Genomic DNA, 24,573 nt, shown 5'->3' with positions numbered 1-24,573 from the left:
CTGCGGGCCGCCTAGTCTGTAGGCGGGCCGCAGAGCATCTGGTGCAGCCTGCGGAGGCAGTCCTCGCGGCTTGCGCGGCTTGCCTGCAAACCGTCCCGGAATGCCTGCTGCGCCGCTGCGCTGGTGGGCAGACTTCCGCTTCGGACGCGCTCCGCCACCGCATCCACAATCTCCTCAACAGGCCGATCAAGCGGAAACAACAGCTCGTGGAACTCCCCGTGCATGTAGCAGCGAACCCCGCCCGAATCACGGCACACGGGAACGCATCCGCTTCCCATGGCCTCCAGCGGCGGCAGGCCGAATCCTTCCACATCGCTCAGCAGCAAGAACACGCGCGACCGGGCAAAGATCGCCTCCATGTCGTCATCGCTGGGACGAAGGAACACCTGGGCAAGATCGCCTGAGATGCTGTCCGCGATCGCAGTATCGGGAGTGATCACCGCTACACGCAACCGCGTTCTCGCCTGAAACAGGCTCAGCGCTTCGCGCGCCAGGTCCAGCCGCTTGATCCCGCTGCCGCGCAGCAGCATCAGTACGTCGATATGACGATTCGCCGAAACCGATGTTGCCAGCCATCGCGGCTCTGCCCAGATGGAAGCTTCGCCAAATGGCTGAACACCGTTGGCACGGTAGCTCTCGGTGACGAATTCATTCGTTGTAACCACGCACGATCTACGGTTCGTCAGCAGGATGGCACGCTTCAGCAGGGAACGCTTCCAGCCCTGCCGCACAAACAGCCACTCCATGTCCTGGTTGAAGCAGATGCGCGGGAGCAGCGGAGCGAGGAACACCGCCAGATAGGTTGAGTAGTGCCCCAGCAGAAGATGGAGTTGCCCATGTGCTCCGGTCTGCAATCGCCGGATCAGTCGGCGAAATCCAAGAGCGATTCCCGGTAACTGCCCCAGCGCGCTTCCCCGAACCGGGATGGTATCCGACAGGTGGATCACGGGAATGCCGTTTGTCTCCACCTCATGCGGATGCTTCCACATGCAGGCGATTACTGCATCCGTGCCTCCCTGCTCCAGCAACTCCTGAACCAGACGCACCACCTCTTTGTTTCCACCAGAGATGCGGAGCGACGGCATAACGACAACGAGCAGAGGACGAGGCAACTAGACTTCTCCTCGGCTTCGAAGAGGCCGCGAAGCCAGGATTGCCGCCCCACACACAAACGCGGGAAAGAAGTAGTTGTCCTGCGTAAGCAGGAATCCAAGACTTGTCCCCGTCAACACCGCTCCAAGCTGGTGCCAAAGATCGTTGAATGACCGGCCATTCCGCACAACCAGCCACACCATCGCCACAAAGAGCAGCAGTCCGACAACGCCATCTTCCACCAGGTAGCGCACCGGCAGGTTATAGGTGGAAGCGCGCGCGTTCATCCAATGCGAGAAAAATGCGGTTGCCTCCGGGACATACGTGAGGAACGTCGGTGCGAATCGCGGCAAATACACAAAGTGAAACTGACCGAAGCCAAGGCCCAACAGGCCGTATCCGGATGCAGCAGCATTGAAGGCGAGGAGCGTTGAGCCGATCCGCATCGCGGAACTCAGGTTCGCCTGCACGTCGAGCACGGAATAGGTCAGCACCGTGTAGAGGCCGACGATCCCTACACATGCAACCGCCGCCACAGATTTCCAGTTGAGGATCTTGACTCGTGTCTGGTAGGCGTAGGCGACCAGACCGGCCACCAGAGCGGGGACCATCGTCTTGCCGCCCATCGCCAGGGCGATCACGATGCTCATCAGCGCCAGGAGGCGATCTCGCCAGCGCTTCACCGGCATACACAGCAGCAAAGCCAAGCCGTACGTCGCTGCAAACGTGCCCACGTACGAAGGCTCGGTCATCATGCCGGTCGGCTTGCGGCCGTAAACGACGAACGTACCTCGAAAGAGCGTGAGCGGAAACGATGTTGCGTGCAGCAGACCCACCCACTCTGCCAGGATCACTGCCAAGTGGATTATCACAGCCGGTGGAAACGCGCGGAAGAATGACGACCTGACTTCAGGGCGCGAGAACAGCCAGGCATGCGCAATGAGCACTGGGGCCACCAGAACGAACAGCGCACCCTGAAAGAGGAACTGGCCCCACGGGCTGCGCGCGCCGTCCCAGTACGAGATATCAAGGCCGACGTTCGCAATGAAGGCGAACGTGCTCAGGAACGTGATCGCGATGCAGATCAGGAGTAGAGTCCGCCACAACCTGGGACAGTTGAAGAAGAGCTCCGGCCAGTGCCGCGAGTAAATCCAGGCAGACCCCAGAACCATGAGCGGAATCGCAGGCTTCGCCCCTCCCTCTCGCAGAATTGAACCCGTGGGCGCGAAGTAGTCGATCGGAAGCGATAGGACTAGCAGAAACAGGTACAACTTCGTCCGGGTGGCAACCCGGCTTTGCACCGCGCCCGCCAGTTCGTCGTGTTGTGATTTGCCGGCTTGGGCCATGCTTGCGGAGGGGGAGTGCGTGTGTCTGATTGTAGAAGACCTCACGTGCGAACCGCAGGCTGAGCACCGTCGACAGGCAGTGCTTGCCTGTTAGCCGCTTGCAGCGTTTCCGCGGGCCACTCGTTCATCGTCGGCAGCGGGCGGATGGGCGCTTTCAGGCCGTTCCACACGCCACGCAGCAGCAGCCGTGCGTGACTCGGGCCGTGCTTCAAGCCGCGGATCAGGGCAACCACCAGCATCCATGCGATCGCGACTGGCAGCCGCAACGGAAAGTACGTCCGCGTAAACAGGACGCGGTTGCGCGTCAGCCAGAGTTCCGACTGTTCGCTGCGCTGGGCCGATGATGCTGCCGACCCAATGGCCCGGCCTTCCTTGTGGAGAACGACGCTTTCAGGGCAGTAACTCAGCCGAAAGCCCTTGCCGCGCACCGCCCAATCAATCTCTTCGAAATACAGAAAGTATTGTTCGTTCAGCAGACCCACCGCCTCCACAAATGCACGCGTGGCAAAGGTGGAAGCTCCACTCACGTAGCGCAGCCGCTGTTCCACCTCCGGCACGCTGGGTGGATGCGATGCATCCAGCGGAAAGGGAAAGGGCCGCACACGCCCCGTCCAGAAATTGAAACCGTACCCGCCGAAGCACTGCACCGGGCGCGACGGCGCGTCATGGATCAGCGTCGATCCAAGTAAACCGAGACCGCGATCCCGCTCCATGCGGCGCACCTGTTCCGACAGACTATTTGGCGCGACTTCCGTGTCGTTGTTCAGGAGCCACAGATACTCACACGGAGTCTGCTGGAGCGCAAACCGGATGCCGATGTTGCATCCGCCAGCGAAACCAAGATTGGCCCCGGTCTGGATCAGCACAATCTGCTGATCCGGCTTCCACTGTTCCCCAAGGGACCAAGCGCTAAAGCGGTCACCTAGCCTCTGCCTGCCCCACCGGCTGATTTGTTCCCACGAATCGTCACTGGACCCGTTGTCACACACGATCGCAACGAAGCCCTGGCGATCGCTCCCGAGAAGCGATTCCAGGCATGCGAGAGTGTCGCGCCAACCGTTCCAGTTGAGCAGGATGATGGCGGTTCGCGGAGACTCACTCGCCCCTGGCGTAGACATCGCTCAGTTCGTTCAGCTTGCCCGCGAACATCCGGTTTGCCTTCAACCGCTCCCAGGCGTAAGCGAGCATCACGTAGGTGAGCCCCAGAAACAAACCAACCAGACTTCCAATCAGGATCTTCCGGCTTGAGGGTACTGAGGTTCGTCCCTCGGGCGGTGTCGCGGGCTCCACCACCTGCAGCGCGCCACCTTCGCGCGCTTCATCCAGGCGAGCCGCTTCGTACTGGTTCGAGAGAATGCCCAGGATCGCCTCGTGAGACTTCACCTCACGTTGAGCGCGGATATTTTCCAGCGCCGTTTGCGGCAGAGCGTTGTGCGACAGAGCCGCAGCTTCAGTTGGATCGCCCGCACTCGTGACCTTGGCGAGTTGCGCCTGTAGCGCTGCCAATTCATGCTCTGCCCGCTGCAGATTGATATTGTCTGGACCGGCATACGAGCGAATGGATTGAATCTCCACCTGCTTCGCCGTCACTTGGGCTCTCAGGCCGGTCGTGGTGTCCAGCAGCATGCGGGTTTGCGCATCCAGTTGAAGCGCTCCGGTCTTCTGCTCCAGCTTGCGCATCGCCTCTTCCGCATCGGCGAGCTTGTCCTTCTCCTCATCCATCTGCTGCTCAAAGAACGCCCGGCGCTGACCTGCCTCGCTGACTGCGAGATGGCTCATGAACTTCATGAACTCCTCGACGTAGCCGTTGGCGACCGCGGCAGCGCGTTTCGGATCTTTCGCATCGTTGAAGAAGATACGGATCATGCCATCACGCCCAAAGCCGTCGACTGTCGTGTGCTGGGCGAAGATGATGCGCGCCACGAACGGCGTGGGCGCGCCATAGACCTGCTGCAGATGAAAGCGACGCACCACGGCATCCTGCACGGAGGGCGTCTGCAGCAGCGACACATAGAGGTCGTTGCTACCGTGTCCGCCGGAGAGGCCGGCTCCGCCTACAAGGTTCGCCAGGCCGCCAATCTGACCAAGCAGGCTGCTCGTCACAGAAGACTGCGGCGGCAAAACGGTTGTGAAGGCCACATAATCGCCCTTGCGCAGCGTCCACAGCATGCCCGCGAGCAGACCGACGAGCGTGCACACCAGCAGCAGCCAACGTCTGCGAATGATTGGCTTCAGCAGGTCCAACACGCCGATCAGGCCAGGATCTTCGGCGGACGATGGCTGCGGCACATCCGCTGAATAGAGGTGCGTGACCCGCACCTGGCTGCCTCTCGGGGTCGGCGGCGCTGCGGTATGCAAGGTGGATTCGGAACTATCCATGAGGCGTATTCCAGGAGCGCGGCTCGACCATGCTCTCGGCACGGGACCGCTCAGCGCTGTGTGCGAATCGGATTTCATTCCGCAATGACCGCAGCGCCTGCGCGTTCAAAGCACTTCTTTCCCGGTCAGAGAACCATCCCCATCGCTGAAAGTACAGGATGGCCGAGCGGATGTGCAGCAGGGTCAAACGCAGGTCGTGGTACGAACCGCGCCGGTGCCCGTGGATCACATGCACCTCCGGCCAGTACAGGAGCTTGCCGTAACGCCGGAACCTGCGGCTCAGGTCAACATCTTCCATGTACATGAAGTACCGCGAGTCGAACCCGTTCGCCTTTTGCAACAGGTCATATCGCGCGAAGACGAAGCACCCGGAGAGGAACGGGACGTCTTCCGAGGAAAGATCAGCGATGCCCTTCATCTCATAATCGTCCTGGGAAAGGCCAAGCAGCCGACGCACGAACGACGGCACGAAGCGCCGGCCCAGCAGGTCGAATGGTGTGGGCAGCAGCTTACACAATGGCTGCACACTGCCATCACCCGAACGCACCTGGGGCATGACCCACCCGACGTCGGGCCGTTCATTCAAAACCTGTGTCAGCGGGCTAAGGATAGCCGGATCGAACACAATATCCGGGTTCACCATCAGGTGATACCGCGTGGCGAATCCCGCATCGCGCAGGTAGGACAACGCCACATTGTGACCGCCGCCGAATCCGACATTGGTTGGAGACGGCACGTAAATGCCCCCACAGGCCAGGGTGGCCTGCTTGCGCTCCTCCGCTTCTTGCTTTTGATCGACGGAGTTGTCTACCAGAACCCAAACGTCCACTGCGGATTGCAGGGTCTGTAAAAGCTGCTGCAACTCCGCAGCAGGGGTTTGGTACACCACGAGACTCGCGCTCGTTTGAAGCATCCTCAAGTCCTGAGGATACCACGCGCGATGTCGCAGCCGAACACCGTACTACCCTCCCGTATCTCCTAGCGAACGGGCAAGTTCTGCCGCCAGCCGCGAACATTTTCCGCCGTGCCGGGCTGAATTCCTGATGTACTGCGTGCTCTTGTGGCACTGGAATCAAGATCATGGTCCGCCGATGTCACAAGCGAGTCCCAGCGCCCCGGGAGCGGGTGATTACTGACCACTCCGCTGGACAGACGAAATCGCCCGATAAAGCGGCGTGCGCTTCCATTCCCCGATGAGGCGCCCGCGCTTCCGGTCCCGGGAGACCACGATGGCGCCGCCTTATGCGGTGACGAGTGGCTGGTTGCGACGATCGGGTACAGCCAACCCGGTGCTGGCAAAAAAGCCTAAGGGCGACTCTAAACCGGCTTCGCCCGCACCCTAGCTTGGCTGCGACTGTCGGATGTGGTCGTTCATCATCTCGACCCTGCGGGAGCGGCGGACCCGGAGCAGGTGCAAAGCCGTGGAGGACAGCAGCATCAGGTCTGTCCCGAAGGTGCTGCGGAGCGCGTACTCGTGATCCACCTCGGCCTTGATGCGGTGCAGCACGTCGATCACGTAGGTTTCCAACTGGTCTTCCGGTACCGTCACCAGCATCTTCTCTTCTTCGATGAAGGCGAGCGTCGCTGCTCCAGTAAGACCCGGCCTGCAGATCAACTCAAAAGCCTGGTGATCGCTGATCTTGGGCCGCGGTCCGACCAGGCTCATGTCGCCGCGAAGCACGTTAACGATCTGCGGCAACTCGTCCAGCTTTGCGCGCCGCAACCACCGGCCAACCTGCGTAATGCGCGAGTCGTTGCGTGCAGTCACCAACGGTCCATCCTGCACTCGCATCGTCCTGAACTTCAGAATCGTAAAGGACTGACCCCCCTTGCCCATCCGCTCCTGCCGGAAGAGAACAGGCCCCTTTGAGGTCAGTTTGACTGCGATAGCAATGGCTGTAAGCAGCGGCGAGAGAAACAGCAAGGCCGTGGCAGCAAAGACCACGTCCATGGCCCGCTTCCCTGCCCCATGCACCCATAGGGGGACGGGTCTCGCCGGTTCCTGCCGGTTCACTCGATGAGCGGAAGCTGGAGTCACACTCACGTGGGGGGAGCCGATCGGCAACATAGGGAGGCCTACCGAGTCAGATGCATGGTTTGAGGTCAGGATTGCTCCGCCTCCATTCTGGAGTCGACTCGCTGTTCTCCTGATAGTACCGTGCCAGGAACGATTCCGGGTTCGCGTGAATTTTCCGGAAGCGTCATGAGTTACTGCCGATCCGCGTAGTTTTGTCCCACCCATTTCAGGTACTCACCACTCGCGATTTCCTCGACCCACTGTTGATGTTGCAGGTACCACTCTACCGTTCTACGCAGACCCGTAGAAAAAGTCTCGGTCGGAGTCCAGCCAAGCTCGCGCTCGATCTTGGTCGCGTCGATAGCATATCGGCGATCATGCCCTGGCCGATCAGTTACGTGACGGATCAGACGGGAATACGGCTCACCGCTCGCGTCCGGCGAAAGCTCGTCCAGCAGCGAACAAAGCGTGTGAACCACTTCCAGGTTCGTACGCTGATTGCATCCGCCTACGTTGTAGGTCTGACCGGGCCGGCCCGACTGCAGAACCGTGCGGATGGCGGAGCAGTGGTCACCCACATAGAGCCAGTCGCGCACCTGCTTGCCATCGCCGTATACCGGCAGCGTCTCACCTCGCAGCGCGCGATGCAGAACTAGCGGGATTAATTTCTCTGGAAATTGATACGGTCCGTAGTTGTTGGAGCAGTTAGTAATGAGAACCGGCAAGCCATACGTCTCATGCCAGGCCCGGGCCAGGTGATCGCTCGACGCTTTCGAGGCCGCGTAGGGGGAGTTCGGACGGAACGGTGTGTCCTCGTGGAAGGCAGGATCTTCCGGCTCCAACGTGCCATAAACCTCGTCGGTGGACACATGCAAGAATCGGAACTCGTCGACCGGCACCGCACCGCTCTTCACAAACTCGCGCGCCGCCTGCAACAGGTGGTACGTTCCAAAGACGTTGGTTGCGAGGAACGCTTCAGGGTTCGCGATAGAACGATCCACGTGACTTTCTGCTGCAAAGTGAACCACAGCGCGCGGCTTATACCTTGCGAACACGTTGGCCAGCAATGCCCCGTCGGTGATGTCGCCGTGCACAAACGTGTAGCTCGGGGAACCTTCGACGGACTTCAGCGTGGCGGGATTGGCCGCGTACGTCAGCTTGTCCAGATTGATGATCGGTTCGTCCGACTGCTTCAACCAGTCCAGCACGAAGTTCCCACCAATAAAGCCGCAGCCGCCTGTCACTAATACTGGCATTCCTTCTCTTTCCTTTTTTCGCGTTCTCTCACTTTACCGCGATCTGAAGCAAAGTCTCCCATATACAATTGCGGCTGGCATGACTCCGTCTCAAATTGGTACCGGCGCCCCGATTCGGCGCAAGGGCATTATCCTGGCTGGTGGTTCCGGCACGCGCCTCTACCCGCTAACCCAGGTTCTGTCGAAACAGTTGCTGCCCGTCTATGACAAGCCCATGATTTATTACCCGCTCAGCACACTCATGCTGGCCGGTATCCGGGACATCCTTGTCATCTCCACGCCCGAAGACACGCCTCGTTTTACGCAGTTGCTGGGCGACGGCTCCGCCTGGGGACTCAGCATCCAGTACGCCGTGCAGCCACGGCCCGACGGACTTGCACAGGCCTTCCTCATTGGCGAAGAGTTCATCGGCGGCGACGCCAGCGCGCTCGTGCTAGGCGACAACCTGTTCTTTGGCACATCGCTCGGCGTGCTTCTTCGCGAAGCCTCTTCCCGCGCTGACGGTGCCACCGTCTTTGCCTACCGCGTCTCCGATCCGGAGCGTTACGGCGTAGTCGAGTTCGATAGCACAGGCAGGGCAATCTCCATCGAAGAGAAGCCCACCAAGGCTCGCTCCCCCTATGCCGTGACCGGACTCTACTTCTACGATAAGAACGTCGTCGACGTTGCAAAAGGCATCCGTCCATCGCCCCGCGGTGAACTGGAAATCACCGACGTCAATCTTCATTACCTGCGCAGCAGCAAGCTGGACGTCATGCCGCTGGGCCGCGGTACCGCCTGGCTCGACACCGGAACGCACACGTCCCTGCTGGAGGCCGGCGCGTTCATTCAGACTATTGAGCATCGCCAGGGTCTGAAAGTCGCTTGCCCGGAAGAGATTGCCTACCGCATGGGTTTTATCGACGCAGCCAAACTGCAGGAGCTTGCGACGCCCTTGCGCAAGAGCGGTTACGGCGAGTACCTCCTGCAAATTCTCCAGGAACACGCTGCGCTGTCCAACGCAGCAAGCGAGATTCTCTAGCATGCCCGTCACTAGCCAGCCCACCTCCATCGAAGGCGTGCGCCTGTACGAATCGCCGGTTTTCCGCGACGATCGCGGCTACTTCCAGGAGCTGTTCAACGAAGCAGCCTTCCGCGAAGCGGGACTTGCGACCACGTGGGTACAGGACAACATCTCCAACTCGCGCAAGAACGTGGTTCGCGGCTTGCATTATCAGCTCGGCCGTCCGCAGGCCAAGCTGGTGCGGGTCCTGCGAGGCGCTGTCATCGACTACGCCGTAGACCTGCGCCGCAGTTCGCCCACATTTGGCAAGCATGTCGCGGTCGAGCTTCGTGAGGGCGACGGTCGCGCGCTGCTGGTGCCCATTGGCTTCGCACACGGCTTTGTCTCCCTCGAAGAGAACACGGTCATGATGTACAAGGTGAGCGATGTACACCATCCGACTGGCGAACGTACCCTCTTGTGGAACGATCCCGCGCTGCAGATTTCCTGGCCCATCAGTGCAGCCGAGGCGATCCTCTCCGCCAAGGATCTTGCCGGCTCGCCTTTGGCCACTGCCGAAACCTACCCGTAGGTCTAACCAGGAGCTACTGCTGCGCCAGTAGCTCCTGCACAACCTCGGCGATAGACTTCGTCCATTCCGGCATGCTCAACGCGAGTCGCTCTCGAGCAAGGTCGCAGCAGAGCCGCGAGTTGGCCGGCCGGCGCGCCGGCGTCACATAGGCTGAACTCGGCACCGGCTCCGGCTCGACCCAAGGCATCTCGGGCTTCAGCTTCTTCGCTTGCGCGATCACTTCCTGCGCAAATCCGAACCAAGTCGTTTCACCCTGCCCCGCCAGGTGGTAATTGCCCGCTTTGCCTCCGAGTTCATCCTTGGGCCGGCTCACCAGAGCGGTAACGCAAGCTGCGATCTCACGCGCGGAGCTCGGACATCCTTGCTGATCCGCAACCACCTTCAACTCGGGCCGCGTCGACGCCAGGCGCAGCATCGTCTTTACAAAGTTGTTTCCGCGAGCGCTGTACACCCAGCTCGTCCTGAAGTTGAAGTACAGCCCACCCACTTCCTGCAGCGACTGCTCGGCCAGCAGCTTCGATTCCCCGTACACGTTGATCGGGGCGGTCGCATCGTCTTCGCGATAGGCGCGGTCCGCGCTTCCATCGAACACGTAGTCCGTCGAAAACGTGACCAACCCCGCGTTGATCCTCAAACTTTCTTCCGCAAAGGTGCGGGTGGCCGCAGCGTTGATCGCAAAGCAAAGATCTCGTTCCGTCTCAGCGCGATCTACGGCGGTGTATGCAGCAGGATGCAGAATCCAATCCGGGTTCACGCTTCGCACGGCCTCGCGAATGCTCGCTTCCGATTGCAAATCCAGTTCCGCACGTGTCGGCGCAACCACCTGCGCAGAGCCGCGCATTGCATCCACCAGGTAGCTGCCTACCTGCCCTGTACTTCCTGTGATGAGTACCTTCAAGAGATCCTGCTGATGTTGCCGCGACGAACATCTCGTACGGGCGACGGCTGGCTATGCACGGCATAGCAGGGATGAGATGCAGCCCTGATGCAACGGGCCAACTGCAGACGGGATGCCCTCAAACTACTGACTGGCGCACGCAGGGTCAAGCCCACGCAGGTGCAGGTGAGTACGCCGACCTGCCCCTCTCTTTCCTGTCACCCTTCAAACCGGAAAATAATCAGCATGCGAGTCCAATCCTTTTCTCAGGCCCTCTCGTTCTCCCTGTGTAGCCCAGGCGCCGGGCGGACACGACACAAGGAGCAACACCATGAAGAAGATCACGAGAGCTTTGCTCGCGCTCGCGTTGGCCGCAGGTCTGTTTGGCGCAAACCACGCTGTCGCACAGAAAGATCCTGACGTGGGCGGAGCGCCCATGTACCCCAACAAGACCATCGTTGAGAACGCCGCCGCCTCCCCCATTCACAAGACCCTGGTTACCGCTGTCAAAGCTGCCGGCCTGGTCGACACCTTGAGCAGCGCCGGCCCGTTCACCGTATTTGCTCCTACCGACGATGCCTTCAACAAGCTGCCCGCCGGCACGGTCGACACGCTGACTCAGCCTGAAAACAAGGCGCAGTTGACCAAGATCCTCACCTACCACGTCGTCAAAGGAAAGATCTCGTCCAAGGATCTCGCCAAGATGATCAAGAAGGGCAACGGCACCGCGACGCTGACCACCGTCGAAGGCGGCACCCTGAAGGCGATGATGAACGGCAGCAACATCACGCTGACCGACGAAAAGGGTGGCACTGCAACCGTCACCACCGCTGACGTCTTCCAGAGCAACGGCGTGATCCACGTGATCGACACCGTGTTGATGCCCAACTAACTGCCTCTACCCTCGGGTATACGCAAACGGGATGCTCGCAAGAGCATCTCGTTTGCGCGTTCCAAGCGCAGCCGTTCTACAGCCGATAAAGCGGGAGACCCGCACTGTGAGGGCAGTGCCGAGTCTCCCGCGCTCCGCCCGCAGCTCTTGCTTTGCGGGCAGCCTGATGCTCTCTGAACTACATCTCGACCCATTGGCGCAACAGATTGTGATAGATCCCGGTCAGCTTCACGGCCGCGGCGCTGCCCGGCTCCAGCATCTGAATGCTGTTGTCCAGGTCAAACAGAAGTCGCCGCTGCTCGTCGCTGCGCACCATGCTTTGCAGCCAGAAAAAGCTGCTCACGCGAGCGCCACGCGTGACCGGTTTCACAGAATGCAGGCTGGTCGACGGGTACAGCACCATGTGCCCCGCAGGCAGCTTGATGCTCTGCGATCCGTAGGTGTCCTCCACGATCAGTTCTCCGCCGTCATACTCGTCGGGCTCGCTAAAGAAGAGCGTGCACGACAGGTCCGTGCGAATGCGGTGTCCGCTCGCAGCGTGCGTGCGAATCGCATTGTCCACGTGCGTTCCAAAATCCTGCCCACCCGCATACCGGTTGAACAACGGCGGAAAGACCCGCAGCGGCAGAGCCGCCGAACGAAACAGCGGATGGCTCCCCAGCGCCTGCAGAATGCGCTCCCCCACGGCACGAGCCACCGGCGAGCTTTCCGGTATCTGCGAGTTGCGCTTGGTCATCGCGGACTGGTGGCCGGCGGTCACCTTGCCGTCCACCCACTCCGCCTTGTCCAGTTCCGCACGCAACTGGCGCGTCTGCTCCTTGTTGAACACCTCTGGAATTGCGATCAGCATCCGGCTCTCCTCGCACCCTAGAAGTGAACGTTGTAGCTGAATTGCGTGTTGAAGCCTTCGCCCGGAATCAGGTGATTCGGGTGCGGCGTGTCGATGAAGAATTTGTTCGTCAGATTGTTGAAGTTCACCTGCAGGTCCATGCGCTCGTTGATCGGCCGTCGCACCATCGCGCTAAGCACGGTGTAACCGGGGATGGCTTTGAAGGCGAATGGAATCGTCGACAGCGGCGCAGGCCCGGGCTGGTTGTATAGCGCAATCGCACTGGTCGACGAAGCCCGTCGAGCGCCCAGGTAGTTGCCGCCGAAGCCGCCCACCAGTCGCCAGGGCAAACCGTGTGTCACCCACACATTGCCACTGTTCTTCGGAACGTTTGCAAACGGGAAGTTGTTGGGCGACAGGTAGTACGGAGCCGTGTTGTACCGCGGATCGATGACGGATAGCGGGTTTGCCGGGTTCAGTTTCAACGCGGCTGCATAGAAGTTGTTGTTGATCGCTGCGAACGGCGAAGCGTTCACCACGGACTTCTCCACACGCCCGTCCAGATACGCGTACCCGACGATCAGGTCGAAGTGATGAGGCAGATGCCCCAGCGCGCCGATCTGCGCGCCTCGTACCAACTGATTGCCCACCAGCAAGGAATTCAGCGAGTTCGTCGGATCGGTCTCGCGTGCGTTCAGTTTCTCCGTGCGGAACACGCTGCTGTTCAGGTTCAGGCGGCTGTTCAGCAGATCCCACTTCACACCAACCTCATAGGTCGTGTTCTCCTCAGGTGGCGCAGTCGCCGTGTTCGCCGCCAGCGACAGCGACTCAGCCGATGGATTGAAGCTGGTGCCGTAGTCGAAATACACGCTGCCATTCTGCGTCGGCTTCACCACCACCGCAGCCCGATACGTCGGCTGCTTGTCCAACCGGCTCAGGTCCGTTGCCGCCGCTGCTGAAACGCTGGCCGTAGCGTTCGCCGGCACTGCTGCCGCCTGCGCACGCGTGTTGAAGTAGTCGAAACGCACACCGCCCGACAGCAGCAACCAGGGACGCAGCTTCAGCGTGTCCAGAAAGTTCACCGCGTAGCTTTGCGAGCTCACGTGGGTAAATCCGTTGAACGCCGCCGCCGTCGGAGAGAAGTTGTCGCCCGGCGTGGGATTCAGAGCGTTGGTGTACTGTTGCGTCGGCGCAAACACGAACTTGGTCCGCAGCGGGTTCGAACGTTCGCGTCCCCCCTCCATCGCAACGGTGAAGTCGTTATCGATGCCGTGAAAACGCAAGTGCCCAATTGCCTCGGCGCGATCCCACAACACATCTTCCACTGAGTTCGCGTTGATCTGGTTGCGCAGCACGCTCACGGAACTGAGCGGCGTATCCACCGGATAACACTGTGAAGCGATCGCCGCGGCATTCGGATTGCAGGTGACCGTGTAGTTGGCATAGACCGCGCTGCTGCCGCTGGTGCCATACAGCGGCGCGCCAACACCGGTGATGGTTCCCGTGGTGTTGATCTGCGGTTCTGTGATCAGTACATTGCGCGGGTAGAAGCCCCACCGCAGGCTGTTGCGCACCGTCAGATGCAGGCCGAAGTCGTGCTCGAAGATGCCCGTCACCACATCAGGCTGCGTGGTCAGGTAATTGCCTTTGGCGAAGCCGTAGTAGTTCGCGCGCGGCACCGCTGCCACGCCAGCGCCGTAGTACGGCAGGCCGTAGTCGGGCTGCGAATCTTCGAACTCGTGCAGATAGTTCAGGGTGAACCGCGTCGGCTGTCCTACCCCGAACGCCAGCGACGAAGCCACACCGACACGGCGCACCTCCGTTACATTGCGGCTGGCGACGCCGCTTTCCATGCCCACCGCGTTGATGCGCCATGCAGCGTGCGGCAGGATTTGGGTCAACGGCAGGTTCACGTCCGCCGTTCCGCGACGCAGGCCGTCTGTGCCGAACTGCACTCCAGTGCGAACGAACTGGTGCGGGCCAGCCTGCTTCGTCTCCTGATTCACAACCCCACCGGTCGACCCGCGGCCAAACTCCACGCTCGCCGGTCCCTCCAGAACGTCGACCGACTCGTAGTCGAACGCATCGCGGTAGTACGACCCGAAGTCGCGGATGCCGTCGAGGTAAATATCGTTCCGAGCGCTGAAGCCGCGGATCGTCAGGTTGTCGCCCTGCGATCCGCCTTCTCCCGCCGCCAGGCTGATGCCGGGCACATTCCGCAGCCCGTCCCGCAACGTCGTCGCAGCCTGCTCCTGCAGGATGTACTGCGGAACTACACTCACCGTTTGCGCGGTGTCGGTCAGCGACTCGGTCATTCCGCTCAGCGCCACGGAGTTCGCGCTCGACTGCACCTCAACCCGCTCCGCATTCAGAATCTGGATGTCGAACCGGGTGCCACTATCCTTCGCGACGTAGCCCAGCCCAGTGCCTTCCAGCAAACTTTGGAGAGCCGCTTCCGCGGTGAACGTGCCGTGCAGACCCTTGGTCTGGAACCCGGCCAGCGTCTCCGGCGTCATGTGCAGGCCTAATCCCAGCCCGGTCACATGCTTCCAGCACTCCAGGGCGTCTACCAGTTGCCCGGCGCCGATATCGAAGGACAGCGTCGGCGCCTGTGCCTGATCGTGCTTGTCATGGGTCCGTCCGAGCACCGCCGCGCTCGCCGGATTCGCCGCTACCGCGCCTGTTGCCAGCGCGCCCAGCATAATCAGCCGCGACGAACGGGACTTCCACTTGCCTGCTTTTCCGTACTTCTTCAACGTCCTACTCCGAGAGTGCGGCGGTGACTTGTTCCCTCAAACATCTGTCCCGCTCTTGCTCGCTCGGCCGGTCCCTCAACCTTGCCTCGCTTGACCGTAGTGCGCCTGTATCGAAGCCTTTCCGCTCCGAACTGCGACATCTCTGGTCCGATATGAGCAGCATACCTCAAACGAAGACTAGATCGGTCCGCAATCAACTCCCAATTTCGCGATAAACGCCCGAGTCGCGCATTCCAACGCTGCAACAGAGGCTCCGCCGTGTGCCTCCAATCACCCATGCGCCACGTTTTCGAAGCGGAACAATGGCTCCCCTTTGCGCCCGAACTGGTCTTTGCGTTCTTCGCGAATCCGCAGAACCTGCCCCCGTTGATGCCGGGCTGGCAGAAGGCACGCATCGAAGAAGTGTTCTTTGTTGCGCCGCCGCCACCGCCGCCCGGATCACCGGCGCGCATCGCAACGGGCGCAGGCACGACCATGGTGCTCAGCTTTCGAGCTCTGCCCGGTTTGCCCTTCCGCATCCGCTGGCATGCGCTGATCCCGGAGTTTGCGTGGAACGACCACTTCTGCGACGAGCAAACCGCCGGTCCATTCCACTACTGGCGGCATTGCCACAGCGTGCGAGCCGAAACGCGCGACGGCGTTCCGGGCAGCATCGTGCACGACAGGGTGGAGTACGAGTTTCCCGGAGGTCCGCTGGGAGACCTGGCCAACCTGTTGGGCGGCCGGCTCCAAATGCACCACATCTTTCGCACTCGCCATCGCAAAACAGCGAAGCTGATGCCGCTGTATGCCGAACGCCGGGCACGACGCTAGAGCGACAGCGCGCAGCACCAGCATGTGTGCCGTCTACTGATGCGTTACCAAGCGACGATGCTCCAGCGCCTGCAGGTGGGGCTGCGCCAGTTCCATCGCGCGCTCGACCGTGACCCCATACTTCTGGCGCAGCGCCTCGACCTTACCGTGGTCCACAAATTCATCGGGCCAGCCGATGCGCACCACGGGAGTCGTGATCTCGGCTGCGCTCAACGTCTCCAGCACGGCCGAGCCGAACCCACCGGCCAGCACGTGATCTTCAAACGTCACCACCAGACCACATCCGCGGCCGTAGTGCTCCACAGTGTCGCGGTCGATCGGCTTAACGAAGCGCGGATTGATCACCGCCACCGAGAAACCCTGCTGCTCCAGTCGCCTTGCCATGTCCCAGGCCAGCGGCAGCAACGCGCCAAGACCAAGGATCGCGATGTCCGTGCCATCCTGCAGGATCTCCGCACGCCCGATTGCGAGGGCCTCCGGCTTTGCCTTCAGCGTCGTACCCGGCCCCGTGCCACGCGGGTACCGGATGGCGCTCGGGCCCGGATGCGCCAGTGCCGTCTGCATCATGTCCGCAAGCTCATCCTCATCCTTGGGCACCATGTGCACCAGGTTCGGAACGCAACGCAGGTAGCTGATGTCGAACAGGCCGTGGTGCGTCGGGCCGTCATCCCCGCTCAGGCTGCCGCGGTCCATGCAGAAAGCAACCGGCAGGTTCTGCAACGCGACATCGTGCACGATTGGATCGAACGCCCGCTGCAGAAAGGTCGAGTAAATCGCGACAAACGGCCGGTATCCCTTGGTCGCCATGCCGGCGGCGAAGATGACCGCGTGCTCCTCTGCGATGCCCACATCGAAGTACCGCGTAGGATGGTGCGGCCGAAACAGGTCCAGCGCGGTTCCGTTCGGCATGGCCGCCGTAATCGCCACGACCTTATCGTCCCCGTCCGCAAGCTTCACCAGCGTCTCCGCGAACACCTCGGAGTATGTCTTCTGTCCTGCGGCTACGGTCTCGCCAGTATCGGGATCGTACGGTCCCAGGCCATGGAACTTCTTCTGCTTATCCAGCGCCGGCTGAAAGCCTTTGCCCTTTTGCGTAATCGCGTGCAGGATGACCGGCCGGTTCTGCGTCTTCAGGAACTGGAACGTCTGGATCAGCAGCGGCAGGTCGTGGCCATCGATCGGCCCGTAGTAGTCCAGGCCGAACTCCTCAAACAGCATGGACGGGCCAAGCAGGCCTTTCACGCTCTCCTCGGCCTTTCGAGCCACGTGCGACGCTGCCTTGCCGCCAAAGCGCTCGATCAGGCTGGTGGCACGCTCATGCAGGTAGCGAAAGCTGGGATGGGTAACGATCTTGTGGAAGTACGACGCGATCGCTCCCACGTTCTTGTCGATTGACCAGGCGTTATCGTTCAGCACGATGATCATGCGCCTGGTTTGCGATGCGATGTTGTTGAGCGCCTCGTACGAAATCCCGCAGGTAAACGCCGCATCGCCCGCCAGCGCCACAATGTGTTCCGACCCGCCGCTGCGGTCGCGCGCTACCGCCATACCCAGCGCAGCGCTGAGTGCGGTACCGGCGTGGCCCGCGCCAAAGCTGTCGTGCTCGCTTTCGGTGCGCAGCATAAATCCGTTCAGCCCGCCGGGCTGCCGAATGGTGTCGAACCGCTTCTCGCGCCCCGTCAGCAGCTTGTGAACGTACGCCTGGTGGCTCACGTCAAAGACAAACGAATCCTTCGGTGTATCGAACACGAAGTGCATCGCCAGGGTCAGTTCCACCACGCCGAGATTCGGCCCGATGTGACCGCCCGTCTTGGCCACTGATCGAATCAGCCGCTCACGAATCTCCTCTGCCAGTTGCAGCAGTTCCGGCATGGTCAGTTTCTTAACGTCCGCCGGCGATTCGATCGTACTTAGCAGTGAACTCATGCCGAGCTTGGAACTCCTGCCGCCACACGGCGGTACTGTTGCTTGGACGCTCTCCCCACGGCGAAGACGGAGACCGGATCGAACCCGGAATTGATCCGGCGCAATCCTCCTATTATCTGTCTCCAGTCGCCTGCAAAAGCAAATCCTCCTCGCGGACGGCGACCGAGGCGGTCTGCTCGCCAAACACACCCTCCCAGCGTGCTACCACCGCGCTGGCCAGGCAGTTGCCGATCACATTGATTGCGGTCCGGCCCATGTCCATCAGGGCGTCAATGCCCAGCAGCACCAGGATCGGCTCACTTGGCAACCGCAGCGTCGATGCCGTCGCAAGCAGCACCACCAGCACCGCGCGCGGCACGCCCGCGACGCCTTTTGACGCCAGCATCAGCGTGCCGACCATGAATACCTGCGTTCCCACGCTTAGCGGCATGCCCGCCACCTGGGCCACAAACACCGTGGCCATTGCCAGGTACAGCGTCGAACCATCCAGGTTGAACGAGTACCCGGCCGGGATCACAAACGCCAGCACGCGCCGCGGAACCCCCAGCAGCTCCATCTCCTCCATCGCCCGGGGCAGCGCCGCCTCGCTGGCGGCAGTGGCAAACGCAATCGCCGCTGGTGCCGACACGTGTTGAACAAATCGGCGCAGAGGTACCCGCGCCAGCAGCGCCACCGGCACCAGCACGCCCGCCACGAACACCGCAGCCGTCGCATAGAAAACAGCCAACAGCTTGCCCAGGTGGATCAGGACTCCCCCGCCCAGCTTGGCTACCGTGAATGCCATGGCTGAGGCCACTGCCAGGGGCGCCAGGTACATGACCAGGTTGGTGAACCGGAACATCACTTCGCTGATGCTGTGTGTGAGGCGGAGCAGCGGCTCTGCCTTGTCCCGAGGCACGAGGGCCAGCCCGATGCCGAAGAGCACCGCAAAGACGGCCACCTGCAACACCTGACCTTCCGCGACGGACTTGGCCAAATTTTCCGGAACCGTGTGGACCAGGAAGTCCTGCCAGTGGAGCGGTGGAGGAACTGCTCCGAGCCCTCCGCCCAGTTCAGCGGGCATCTTCAGACCTCTACCTGCATGCGTCAGGTTGGCCGCAATCAGTCCCAGCACCAGCGCCACCGTGGTCAATACCTCGAAATAGACGAGGCTCTTCCATCCCATGCGGCCCACGCTCTTCAGGTCACCGTGTCCCGCGATGCCCGAGATCAGCGTGACCAGAATCAGCGGTGCGACGATGGTCTTGACCAGCCGCAGAAAAATGTCGCTCAGGAAGTGCGCACCGACGGCAACGCCGGGCGTGTCCAGCCCGACCTCGATGCCAAGTACCATGCCCGCCAGGATCAGGGGCGTGAGGCTGCGGCGAACCCAGCCCGCCCAGTACAGCAGGAGAGCGCAGCCCAGTACCCGCGCGGAGAGGCCCGCCGTATGCATGCCGCCGGACGAAATGCCCGCGATGCGCACCGCAAAGCCCGCCAGCAACAGAACAACCGAGATCAGCGGTGTTCCGATCTGGTTCAGATTTCTTGGCCGCACGCTCTCCCCTTCAGCAAATTTTCGCGCACTCTGGGAATGCACCGTTTGTGGGAGGCGCGCTAACCTTGCCGGGTTAGCCCCTGTCCACATTGCTATTGCAAACAATCTCACCCATGGTGGAGACTCGTTGCCAATGCAATTGCAGAAGCTTATCGTATGCGCGCCACTGCTGCTGTGCGCGCTGCGCCCGCGCGCGGCGCAGGCCCAGATCGGCCTGGACCCGTCGCGCAGCGCTCCTAGCGCCGGAACACCGCTTACGCAGCCAACGCTCTCCCCTGGCGCTGTGGAGCTGCTGACCCTGGATGGCCAGTTCTCCCAGGCTGTTGCCAAGGGCGGCGGAGCTGCATTTGCAAGCTGGTTCGCAGACGATGGCATGACGCTAAACAACGGCAAGGCGGCCGTGTACGGTCGTACCCGCATCGCCGCCGCTGCCACCTGGAAGCCCGACACCTACCAACTCACCTGGTACCCCGAATTCGCGCAAATGGGCCCATCAGGCGACATGGGCTACACCTGGGGCCACTACGAAGGATCCAGCAAGGATCAGAACGGTAATCCTGTCAAGACGTCCGGCCGATACATCACCGTGTGGAAGAAGATGCCGGACGGCAAATGGAAGGTCGCCCTGGATGCCAGTGCCGACGAACCACCCGCGGCCGGCGACTGCTGCAAACTGCCCAACCCGTAGGGAGGTAGCCAGGAAATCACGATGAGCACACAGCTCCCGCTTCCAACCCGCATGCCGCATGTCGCTGCGCAATCCGCGCAGCAGCGCGAGGCTGCGCGTCTCCGAGGGCTGGAGCGCATGGAAATCCTGGACACTCCCGCCGATCCTGCCCTGGAAGCCATCGTGCAACTGTGTGCAGACGTGTGCCAGGTGAGCGCCGCCGCCATTTCGCTGGTCGGTCGCGACTTCGTCCTGTTCAAGGCCAGTGTCGGCCTGCAGGCGTCTGACATGCCGCGCAGCGATGCACCTTGTGATGAGACCATCCGCGGCAACGACCTGTTCAGCATTCCGCACGCGGCGGAAGACGAGCAGTACGCCAACACCGGCATCCGTGTCGGGTCGCAGTCGTTCCAGTTCTATGCCGGAGCGCCGCTCATCACGGCCGACGGCTTCGCCATCGGCTGCCTCTGCATCTACGACTACGAGCCGCGCGACCTGGATGAGATTGAAGCAACCACGCTCCGCACGCTCGCGCAGACGATCCTGACCCGCCTGGAGCTCAGCGTCCGGCTTCGTTCCAACGAGCGCGAAGCTCGCACGCGGCAGCGCGTGGAAGCAGCCCTTACCGTGGAGCGCAACTTCGTCTCCGCCGTTCTGGACACGGTAGGTGCCCTGGTCGTCGTGTTTGACACTGCGGGCCGTGTTGTCCGGTTCAACCGGACTTGCGAAACCATCTCCGGCTACGCGGTGGAAGAGATCGTCGGTCACACCCTGTGGGACACCCTGGTTCCGCCTTCCGATCGTTCAGAAGCGATCGAGGCGTTTGCGCGCCTGCGCGAGGGCCGCTTCCCTGCCGAGTACGAAGATCGCTGGCTCACTCGCGACAAGACCACGCGCCTCATCCAATGGACGGCCACGGCGCTGACGGACGGACAGAAGGACGTCGCGTTCATCATTGCCACCGGCATCGACGTCACCATGCAGCGCGAAGCAGAGGAGACGCTGCGGGAAAGCGAATCCCGGTACCGGCAGCTTATCGAAGGCTCCCTGGGCGCCGTCTTCACGCACGATCAGCGCGGCAACCTCCTGTCGATCAATAGCTATGGTGCTGAAAACCTGGGCTATAGCGTCTCAGAGATGCTGGGCCGACCGCTGAATGTGTTTCTGCAGGACGAAGATCGCGCGGGGTTCGGCAGCTACCTGCGCCGCCTGCTCAAAACCGGCGAGGCGCAGGGCACCTTTGACCTGTGCCATCGCGACGGCAGCCTTCGTATCCTCGCTTTCCGCAACCGCCTCGCCGAGTCCAGCGCCGGCGAAATCTACGCCCTCTGTTTCGCCGTCGACATCACGGAAAAAGTGCGTGCGGAAGAGCGGCTGCTCCGGCTGACGCAACAATCGAACTCCATCCTCGACTCCGTTGGCGACGGCATCCTCGGCATGGACCTGGACGGCGCCTGTACGGTCTGTAATCCGGCCGCGGCGCACATGCTGGGCTTCAGCAGCGAGCAGATCGCAACCGACATCCTCGGCAAGAATCTCCACGAGCTGGTGCACCACCATCGCGCCGACGGCCGTGTCTACGCGGAACACGACAGCCCCATCCTGAACGCCGCACGCGAACACAAGACTGTTCGCATCTCCTCCGAAGTCTTCTGGCGCGCTGACGGCACCAGCTTCCCGGTCGAGTACGTTGCCTGTCCCATCACGGAAAACGGGGACGTGACGGGTGTTGTGGTCGCCTTCACCGACGTCACCGAACGCAGCGCCCTGGACCGCATGAAGGACGAGTTCGTCTCCACGGTGTCGCACGAGTTGCGGACGCCGCTTACCAGCATGCGCGCCTCCCTGGGTCTCATCGCCTCCGGCGCGCTTGCCACCAGGCCCGAGAAACAGGAGCAGATGCTCCAGATCGCCATCGGCAACACCGACCGCCTCGTCAACCTGGTCAACGACATCCTGGAGCTGGAGCGGATCGGCTCTGGCAAGGCCGAGCTGCACTACAGCAGCGTCTCTGCCGATGCCCTGGTGCGCCACGCAGCCGAACTCCTGGCCGCGAGCGCTGCCAAAGCCGGCATCACGCTACGCTTCCAACTGGAGCCCGTGCTCGCCTGGGCCGACGGCGAGCGCATCGTTCAGACGGTCACCAACCTCATCTCCAACGCTCTCAAGTTCACACCTTCCGGTGGCACCATCACGCTCAGCACGCGCAGCATGGGACCAAACGAGGTGCAGATCGAGGTCGCCGACACAGGCCGCGGCATTCCTCCAGAAAAGCTGGAACACATCTTTGGCCGCTTCCAGCAGGTGGACGCCTCCGACGCCCGCACCATGGGCGGCACCGGCCTAGGCCTCGCCATCTGCCGTTCCATCGTCACCCAGCATGGCGGCCGCATCTGGGCCGAGAGCGAAGTCGGGAAAGGCTCCAGCTTCTTCATCAGCCTGCCCTCGAAACCCAGCAGCAGCCTGCGCTAGCAGCATTCGACGCAAACCTGGCTGGCGAGCTCCGCGAGCGCCAGCCGCGGGTCTGCGATCAGCACACAAGTATTTCTGCGCGCGAAGGCGGACGGAGCGGCATCCCGCGCCGCTCGCATCCTTCGCGCCGCAGCCTGCGCTACTCCTCGTCCTTCTCCTTCAGGCTTGCGACCACGCTGAAATCCTCCAGCGTGGTCGTGTCGCCCTTCACTTCCCCGGTGGCGGCCAGTTCACGCAGCAGGCGCCGCATGATCTTGCCCGACCTCGTCTTCGGCAACGCCGGCGTAAAGCGGATGTCGTCCGGACGCGCCAGCGCGCCGATCTCTTTCGCCACCCACTTCTTCAGCTCATCTTTCAGCGCCGGCGAAGGCTCGCGTTCGTCCGCCAGGGACACAAAGGCAATCACACCTTCTCCCTTCATCTCGTCGGGCCGGCCCACCACAGCGGCCTCTGCAACGGACGTGTGCGCCACCAGTGCCGATTCGATCTCCATCGTACCCAGCCGGTGCCCGCTCACGTTCAAGACATCGTCCACGCGGCCCATCAGCCAGAAGTAGCCGTCCTCGTCTACGCGCGCGCCATCGCCTGTGAAATAGCTTCCCGGGATCTCGCTCCAGTACGTCTTCACATACCGCTCGTGATCCCCAAAGATCGTGCGCGCCATGGCAGGCCAGGGCCGGCGGATCACCAGCAGGCCACCACAGCCCGCGGGCACCGGTTCGCCCTGCTTGGTCACAATCTCTGGCACAACGCCAAAGAAGGGACGTGTCGCCGAGCCGGGTTTCGTCGGCACCGCGCCGGGCACGGGAGCGATCATGTGCATGCCCGTTTCCGTCTGCCACCACGTATCCACAATGGGGCAACGCTCGTGCCCGATCTCGCGGTGGTACCACATCCATGCCTCGGGATTGATCGGCTCGCCCACGGTTCCCAGCAGGCGCAGCGATGACAGCGAGTGCTTCCGCACGCAGTCCGTACCCCACTTCATGAACGCGCGGATCGCTGTCGGTGCGGTGTAGAAGATCGTGACCTTGTGCGTATCGATCATGCGCCAGAAGCGATCCGTCTCCGGCCAGTTCGGCGCGCCCTCATACAGCATCACCGTCGCACCGTTCAGCAGAGGTCCGTACACCACGTAGCTATGCCCGGTGATCCATCCGATGTCGGCCGTGCAGAAGTACACATCGGTCTCGTGCAGGTCGAAGTTGTAGCGCGTGGTCAGCAGCGTGCCGACGCCGTACCCACCTGTCGTGTGAACCAAACCTTTCGGCTTCCCGGTGGTTCCGCTCGTGTACAGGATGAACAGCGGATCTTCCGCGTCCATAGGCTCCGGCGCGCACTCGCGTTCGGCACGCTCGACCACGTCGTGCCACCAATGATCGCGGCCATCCTGCATCGGCACCGGAGTTCCGCTACGGCGGAACACGACCACGTTCTCCACGCACGCACAGCGCGTCAGCGCCTCATCGGCAATGGCTTTCAGGGGAACCGGCTGGCCGCGCCGAAAGCTCGAATCCTGGGTGATCAGCACCTTGCATTGGGCGTCGTTGGTGCGGTCTGCCAGCGCCTGCGCCGCGAAGCCACCGAAGACCACGGAATGTACGGCGCCAATGCGCGCGCAGCTTAGCAGTGCGATGGCCAGCTCCGGGCACATGCCCATGTAGATCGAAACGCGATCGCCCTTGCGCACGCCCAGCGACTTCAGGCCATTGCTGAACCGCTGCACCTCCGTGTGCAACTCCTGATACGTCAAGCTGCGCTGCTCTCCCGGTTCGCCTTCCCACAGGAGTGCAACCTTGCTCGCGCGCGAACCAAGAGCATGACGGTCCACCGCATTCGCGCACAGGTTCAGCTTGCCGCCGACATACCATTGCGCGCGGCTGCCGTCCCAGTCCAGCACGCGCGTCCAGCGCTCCATCCAGTCAAGCGAATCCGCGGCCTCGGCCCAGAACGCATCGGGTTCTTCCACCGAGCGGCGATACATCGCTTCGTAGTCGCCCAGGGAACGAACGTGTGCGCGCGCAGAGAACTCCGCCGGTGGCGGAAACACACGATTTTCGCGCAGCGACGACTTCAGATGTTGCCCGCCTGCTTCCGTTCCCGGCTTCGATACGCTTTCCGTCACCACATCAGCCACAGC

At 62.0% G+C, this 24,573-nt stretch carries 19 protein-coding genes; 6 read left to right on the top strand and 13 right to left on the bottom strand.

Annotation, left to right across the window (positions count from 1 at the left end):
- Window positions 1-11: 11 nt before the first annotated feature.
- The 7 genes from OHL12_RS00815 to rfbB all read right to left on the bottom strand — a co-directional run bounded on the left by OHL12_RS00815 (window position 12) and on the right by rfbB (window position 8,090).
- Window positions 12-1,112: a glycosyltransferase gene (locus tag OHL12_RS00815; RefSeq protein WP_263411943.1), complete on the bottom strand. Its 1,101-nt coding sequence runs from the start codon at window positions 1,110-1,112 to the stop codon at window positions 12-14.
- Window positions 1,113-2,438, bottom strand: a complete 1,326-nt coding sequence (locus OHL12_RS00810) for a hypothetical protein (protein ID WP_263411942.1) — start codon at window positions 2,436-2,438, stop codon at window positions 1,113-1,115.
- 41 nt (window positions 2,439-2,479) lie between these two features.
- Entirely contained in the window at window positions 2,480-3,556 is a 1,077-nt protein-coding gene (locus OHL12_RS00805; protein WP_263411941.1) for a glycosyltransferase family 2 protein, read from the bottom strand.
- On the bottom strand, window positions 3,534-4,817 hold the full coding sequence (locus OHL12_RS00800; protein ID WP_263411940.1) for a GumC family protein: 1,284 nt from the start codon (window positions 4,815-4,817) through the stop codon (window positions 3,534-3,536). The genes OHL12_RS00805 and OHL12_RS00800 overlap by 23 nt, the downstream gene beginning before the upstream one ends.
- Window positions 4,810-5,730, bottom strand: coding sequence for a glycosyltransferase family protein (locus tag OHL12_RS00795; protein ID WP_263411939.1), 921 nt, complete (start codon window positions 5,728-5,730; stop codon window positions 4,810-4,812). Before OHL12_RS00795 ends, OHL12_RS00800 begins: the two co-directional genes overlap by 8 nt.
- 426 nt (window positions 5,731-6,156) lie before the next feature.
- Window positions 6,157-6,768 carry a sugar transferase gene (locus OHL12_RS00790; RefSeq protein ID WP_263411938.1) on the bottom strand — a complete coding sequence of 204 codons (612 nt, stop codon included), beginning with the start codon at window positions 6,766-6,768 and terminating at the stop codon, window positions 6,157-6,159.
- Between the two features lie 257 nt (window positions 6,769-7,025).
- Window positions 7,026-8,090 carry a dTDP-glucose 4,6-dehydratase gene (gene rfbB / locus OHL12_RS00785; RefSeq protein ID WP_263411937.1) on the bottom strand — a complete coding sequence of 355 codons (1,065 nt, stop codon included), beginning with the start codon at window positions 8,088-8,090 and terminating at the stop codon, window positions 7,026-7,028.
- 79 nt (window positions 8,091-8,169) lie between these two features.
- Between rfbB and rfbA the strand changes: the two genes are divergently transcribed.
- Window positions 8,170-9,111: a glucose-1-phosphate thymidylyltransferase RfbA gene (gene rfbA, locus OHL12_RS00780; RefSeq protein WP_263411936.1), complete on the top strand. Its 942-nt coding sequence runs from the start codon at window positions 8,170-8,172 to the stop codon at window positions 9,109-9,111.
- A 1-nt stretch (window position 9,112) separates the two neighbouring features.
- Window positions 9,113-9,664 (top strand): dTDP-4-dehydrorhamnose 3,5-epimerase, encoded by a 552-nt coding sequence (gene rfbC, locus OHL12_RS00775; protein ID WP_263411935.1) that lies wholly within the window; start codon window positions 9,113-9,115, stop codon window positions 9,662-9,664.
- A gap of 13 nt (window positions 9,665-9,677) precedes the next feature.
- On the opposite strand, the gene rfbD is transcribed toward rfbC, so the two are convergent.
- Entirely contained in the window at window positions 9,678-10,562 is an 885-nt protein-coding gene (gene rfbD, locus OHL12_RS00770) for a dTDP-4-dehydrorhamnose reductase (RefSeq protein WP_263411934.1), read from the bottom strand.
- Between the two features lie 310 nt (window positions 10,563-10,872).
- Here rfbD and OHL12_RS00765 point away from each other — a divergent pair, with 310 nt between their 5' ends.
- Window positions 10,873-11,433 carry a fasciclin domain-containing protein gene (locus tag OHL12_RS00765; RefSeq protein WP_263411933.1) on the top strand — a complete coding sequence of 187 codons (561 nt, stop codon included), beginning with the start codon at window positions 10,873-10,875 and terminating at the stop codon, window positions 11,431-11,433.
- A gap of 178 nt (window positions 11,434-11,611) precedes the next feature.
- Here the strand turns inward: OHL12_RS00765 and OHL12_RS00760 are convergent, their stop codons facing one another.
- Window positions 11,612-12,283 (bottom strand): Fe2+-dependent dioxygenase, encoded by a 672-nt coding sequence (locus tag OHL12_RS00760; protein WP_263411932.1) that lies wholly within the window; start codon window positions 12,281-12,283, stop codon window positions 11,612-11,614.
- A gap of 17 nt (window positions 12,284-12,300) precedes the next feature.
- Window positions 12,301-15,018: a TonB-dependent receptor domain-containing protein gene (locus OHL12_RS00755; protein WP_263411931.1), complete on the bottom strand. Its 2,718-nt coding sequence runs from the start codon at window positions 15,016-15,018 to the stop codon at window positions 12,301-12,303.
- A 276-nt stretch (window positions 15,019-15,294) separates the two neighbouring features.
- On the opposite strand from OHL12_RS00755, the gene OHL12_RS00750 reads away from it, so the two are divergent.
- Window positions 15,295-15,831, top strand: a complete 537-nt coding sequence (locus OHL12_RS00750) for an SRPBCC family protein (protein ID WP_263411930.1) — start codon at window positions 15,295-15,297, stop codon at window positions 15,829-15,831.
- A gap of 33 nt (window positions 15,832-15,864) precedes the next feature.
- Here the strand turns inward: OHL12_RS00750 and dxs are convergent, their stop codons facing one another.
- Both dxs and OHL12_RS00740 read right to left on the bottom strand, forming a co-directional pair.
- A complete protein-coding gene (gene dxs / locus OHL12_RS00745; protein ID WP_263411929.1) occupies window positions 15,865-17,757 on the bottom strand; it encodes a 1-deoxy-D-xylulose-5-phosphate synthase in 1,893 nt (630 codons plus the stop codon).
- A gap of 112 nt (window positions 17,758-17,869) precedes the next feature.
- Window positions 17,870-19,294: a dicarboxylate/amino acid:cation symporter gene (locus tag OHL12_RS00740; RefSeq protein WP_263411928.1), complete on the bottom strand. Its 1,425-nt coding sequence runs from the start codon at window positions 19,292-19,294 to the stop codon at window positions 17,870-17,872.
- Between the two features lie 133 nt (window positions 19,295-19,427).
- On the opposite strand from OHL12_RS00740, the gene OHL12_RS00735 reads away from it, so the two are divergent.
- On the top strand, window positions 19,428-19,982 hold the full coding sequence (locus OHL12_RS00735; protein WP_263411927.1) for a YybH family protein: 555 nt from the start codon (window positions 19,428-19,430) through the stop codon (window positions 19,980-19,982).
- Between the two features lie 21 nt (window positions 19,983-20,003).
- A complete protein-coding gene (locus OHL12_RS00730; protein ID WP_263411926.1) occupies window positions 20,004-22,433 on the top strand; it encodes a PAS domain S-box protein in 2,430 nt (809 codons plus the stop codon).
- 139 nt (window positions 22,434-22,572) lie between these two features.
- On the opposite strand, the gene acs is transcribed toward OHL12_RS00730, so the two are convergent.
- Window positions 22,573-24,561 carry an acetate--CoA ligase gene (gene acs / locus OHL12_RS00725; RefSeq protein ID WP_263415041.1) on the bottom strand — a complete coding sequence of 663 codons (1,989 nt, stop codon included), beginning with the start codon at window positions 24,559-24,561 and terminating at the stop codon, window positions 22,573-22,575.
- Window positions 24,562-24,573 lie beyond the last annotated feature (12 nt).

Origin of the sequence: Terriglobus aquaticus (assembly GCF_025685415.1) — a bacterium.
Lineage (GTDB): Bacteria > Acidobacteriota > Terriglobia > Terriglobales > Acidobacteriaceae > Terriglobus > Terriglobus aquaticus.
Note: the sequence above shows the minus strand (reverse complement) of the source record. Positions and strands in the feature narration are given on the sequence as shown.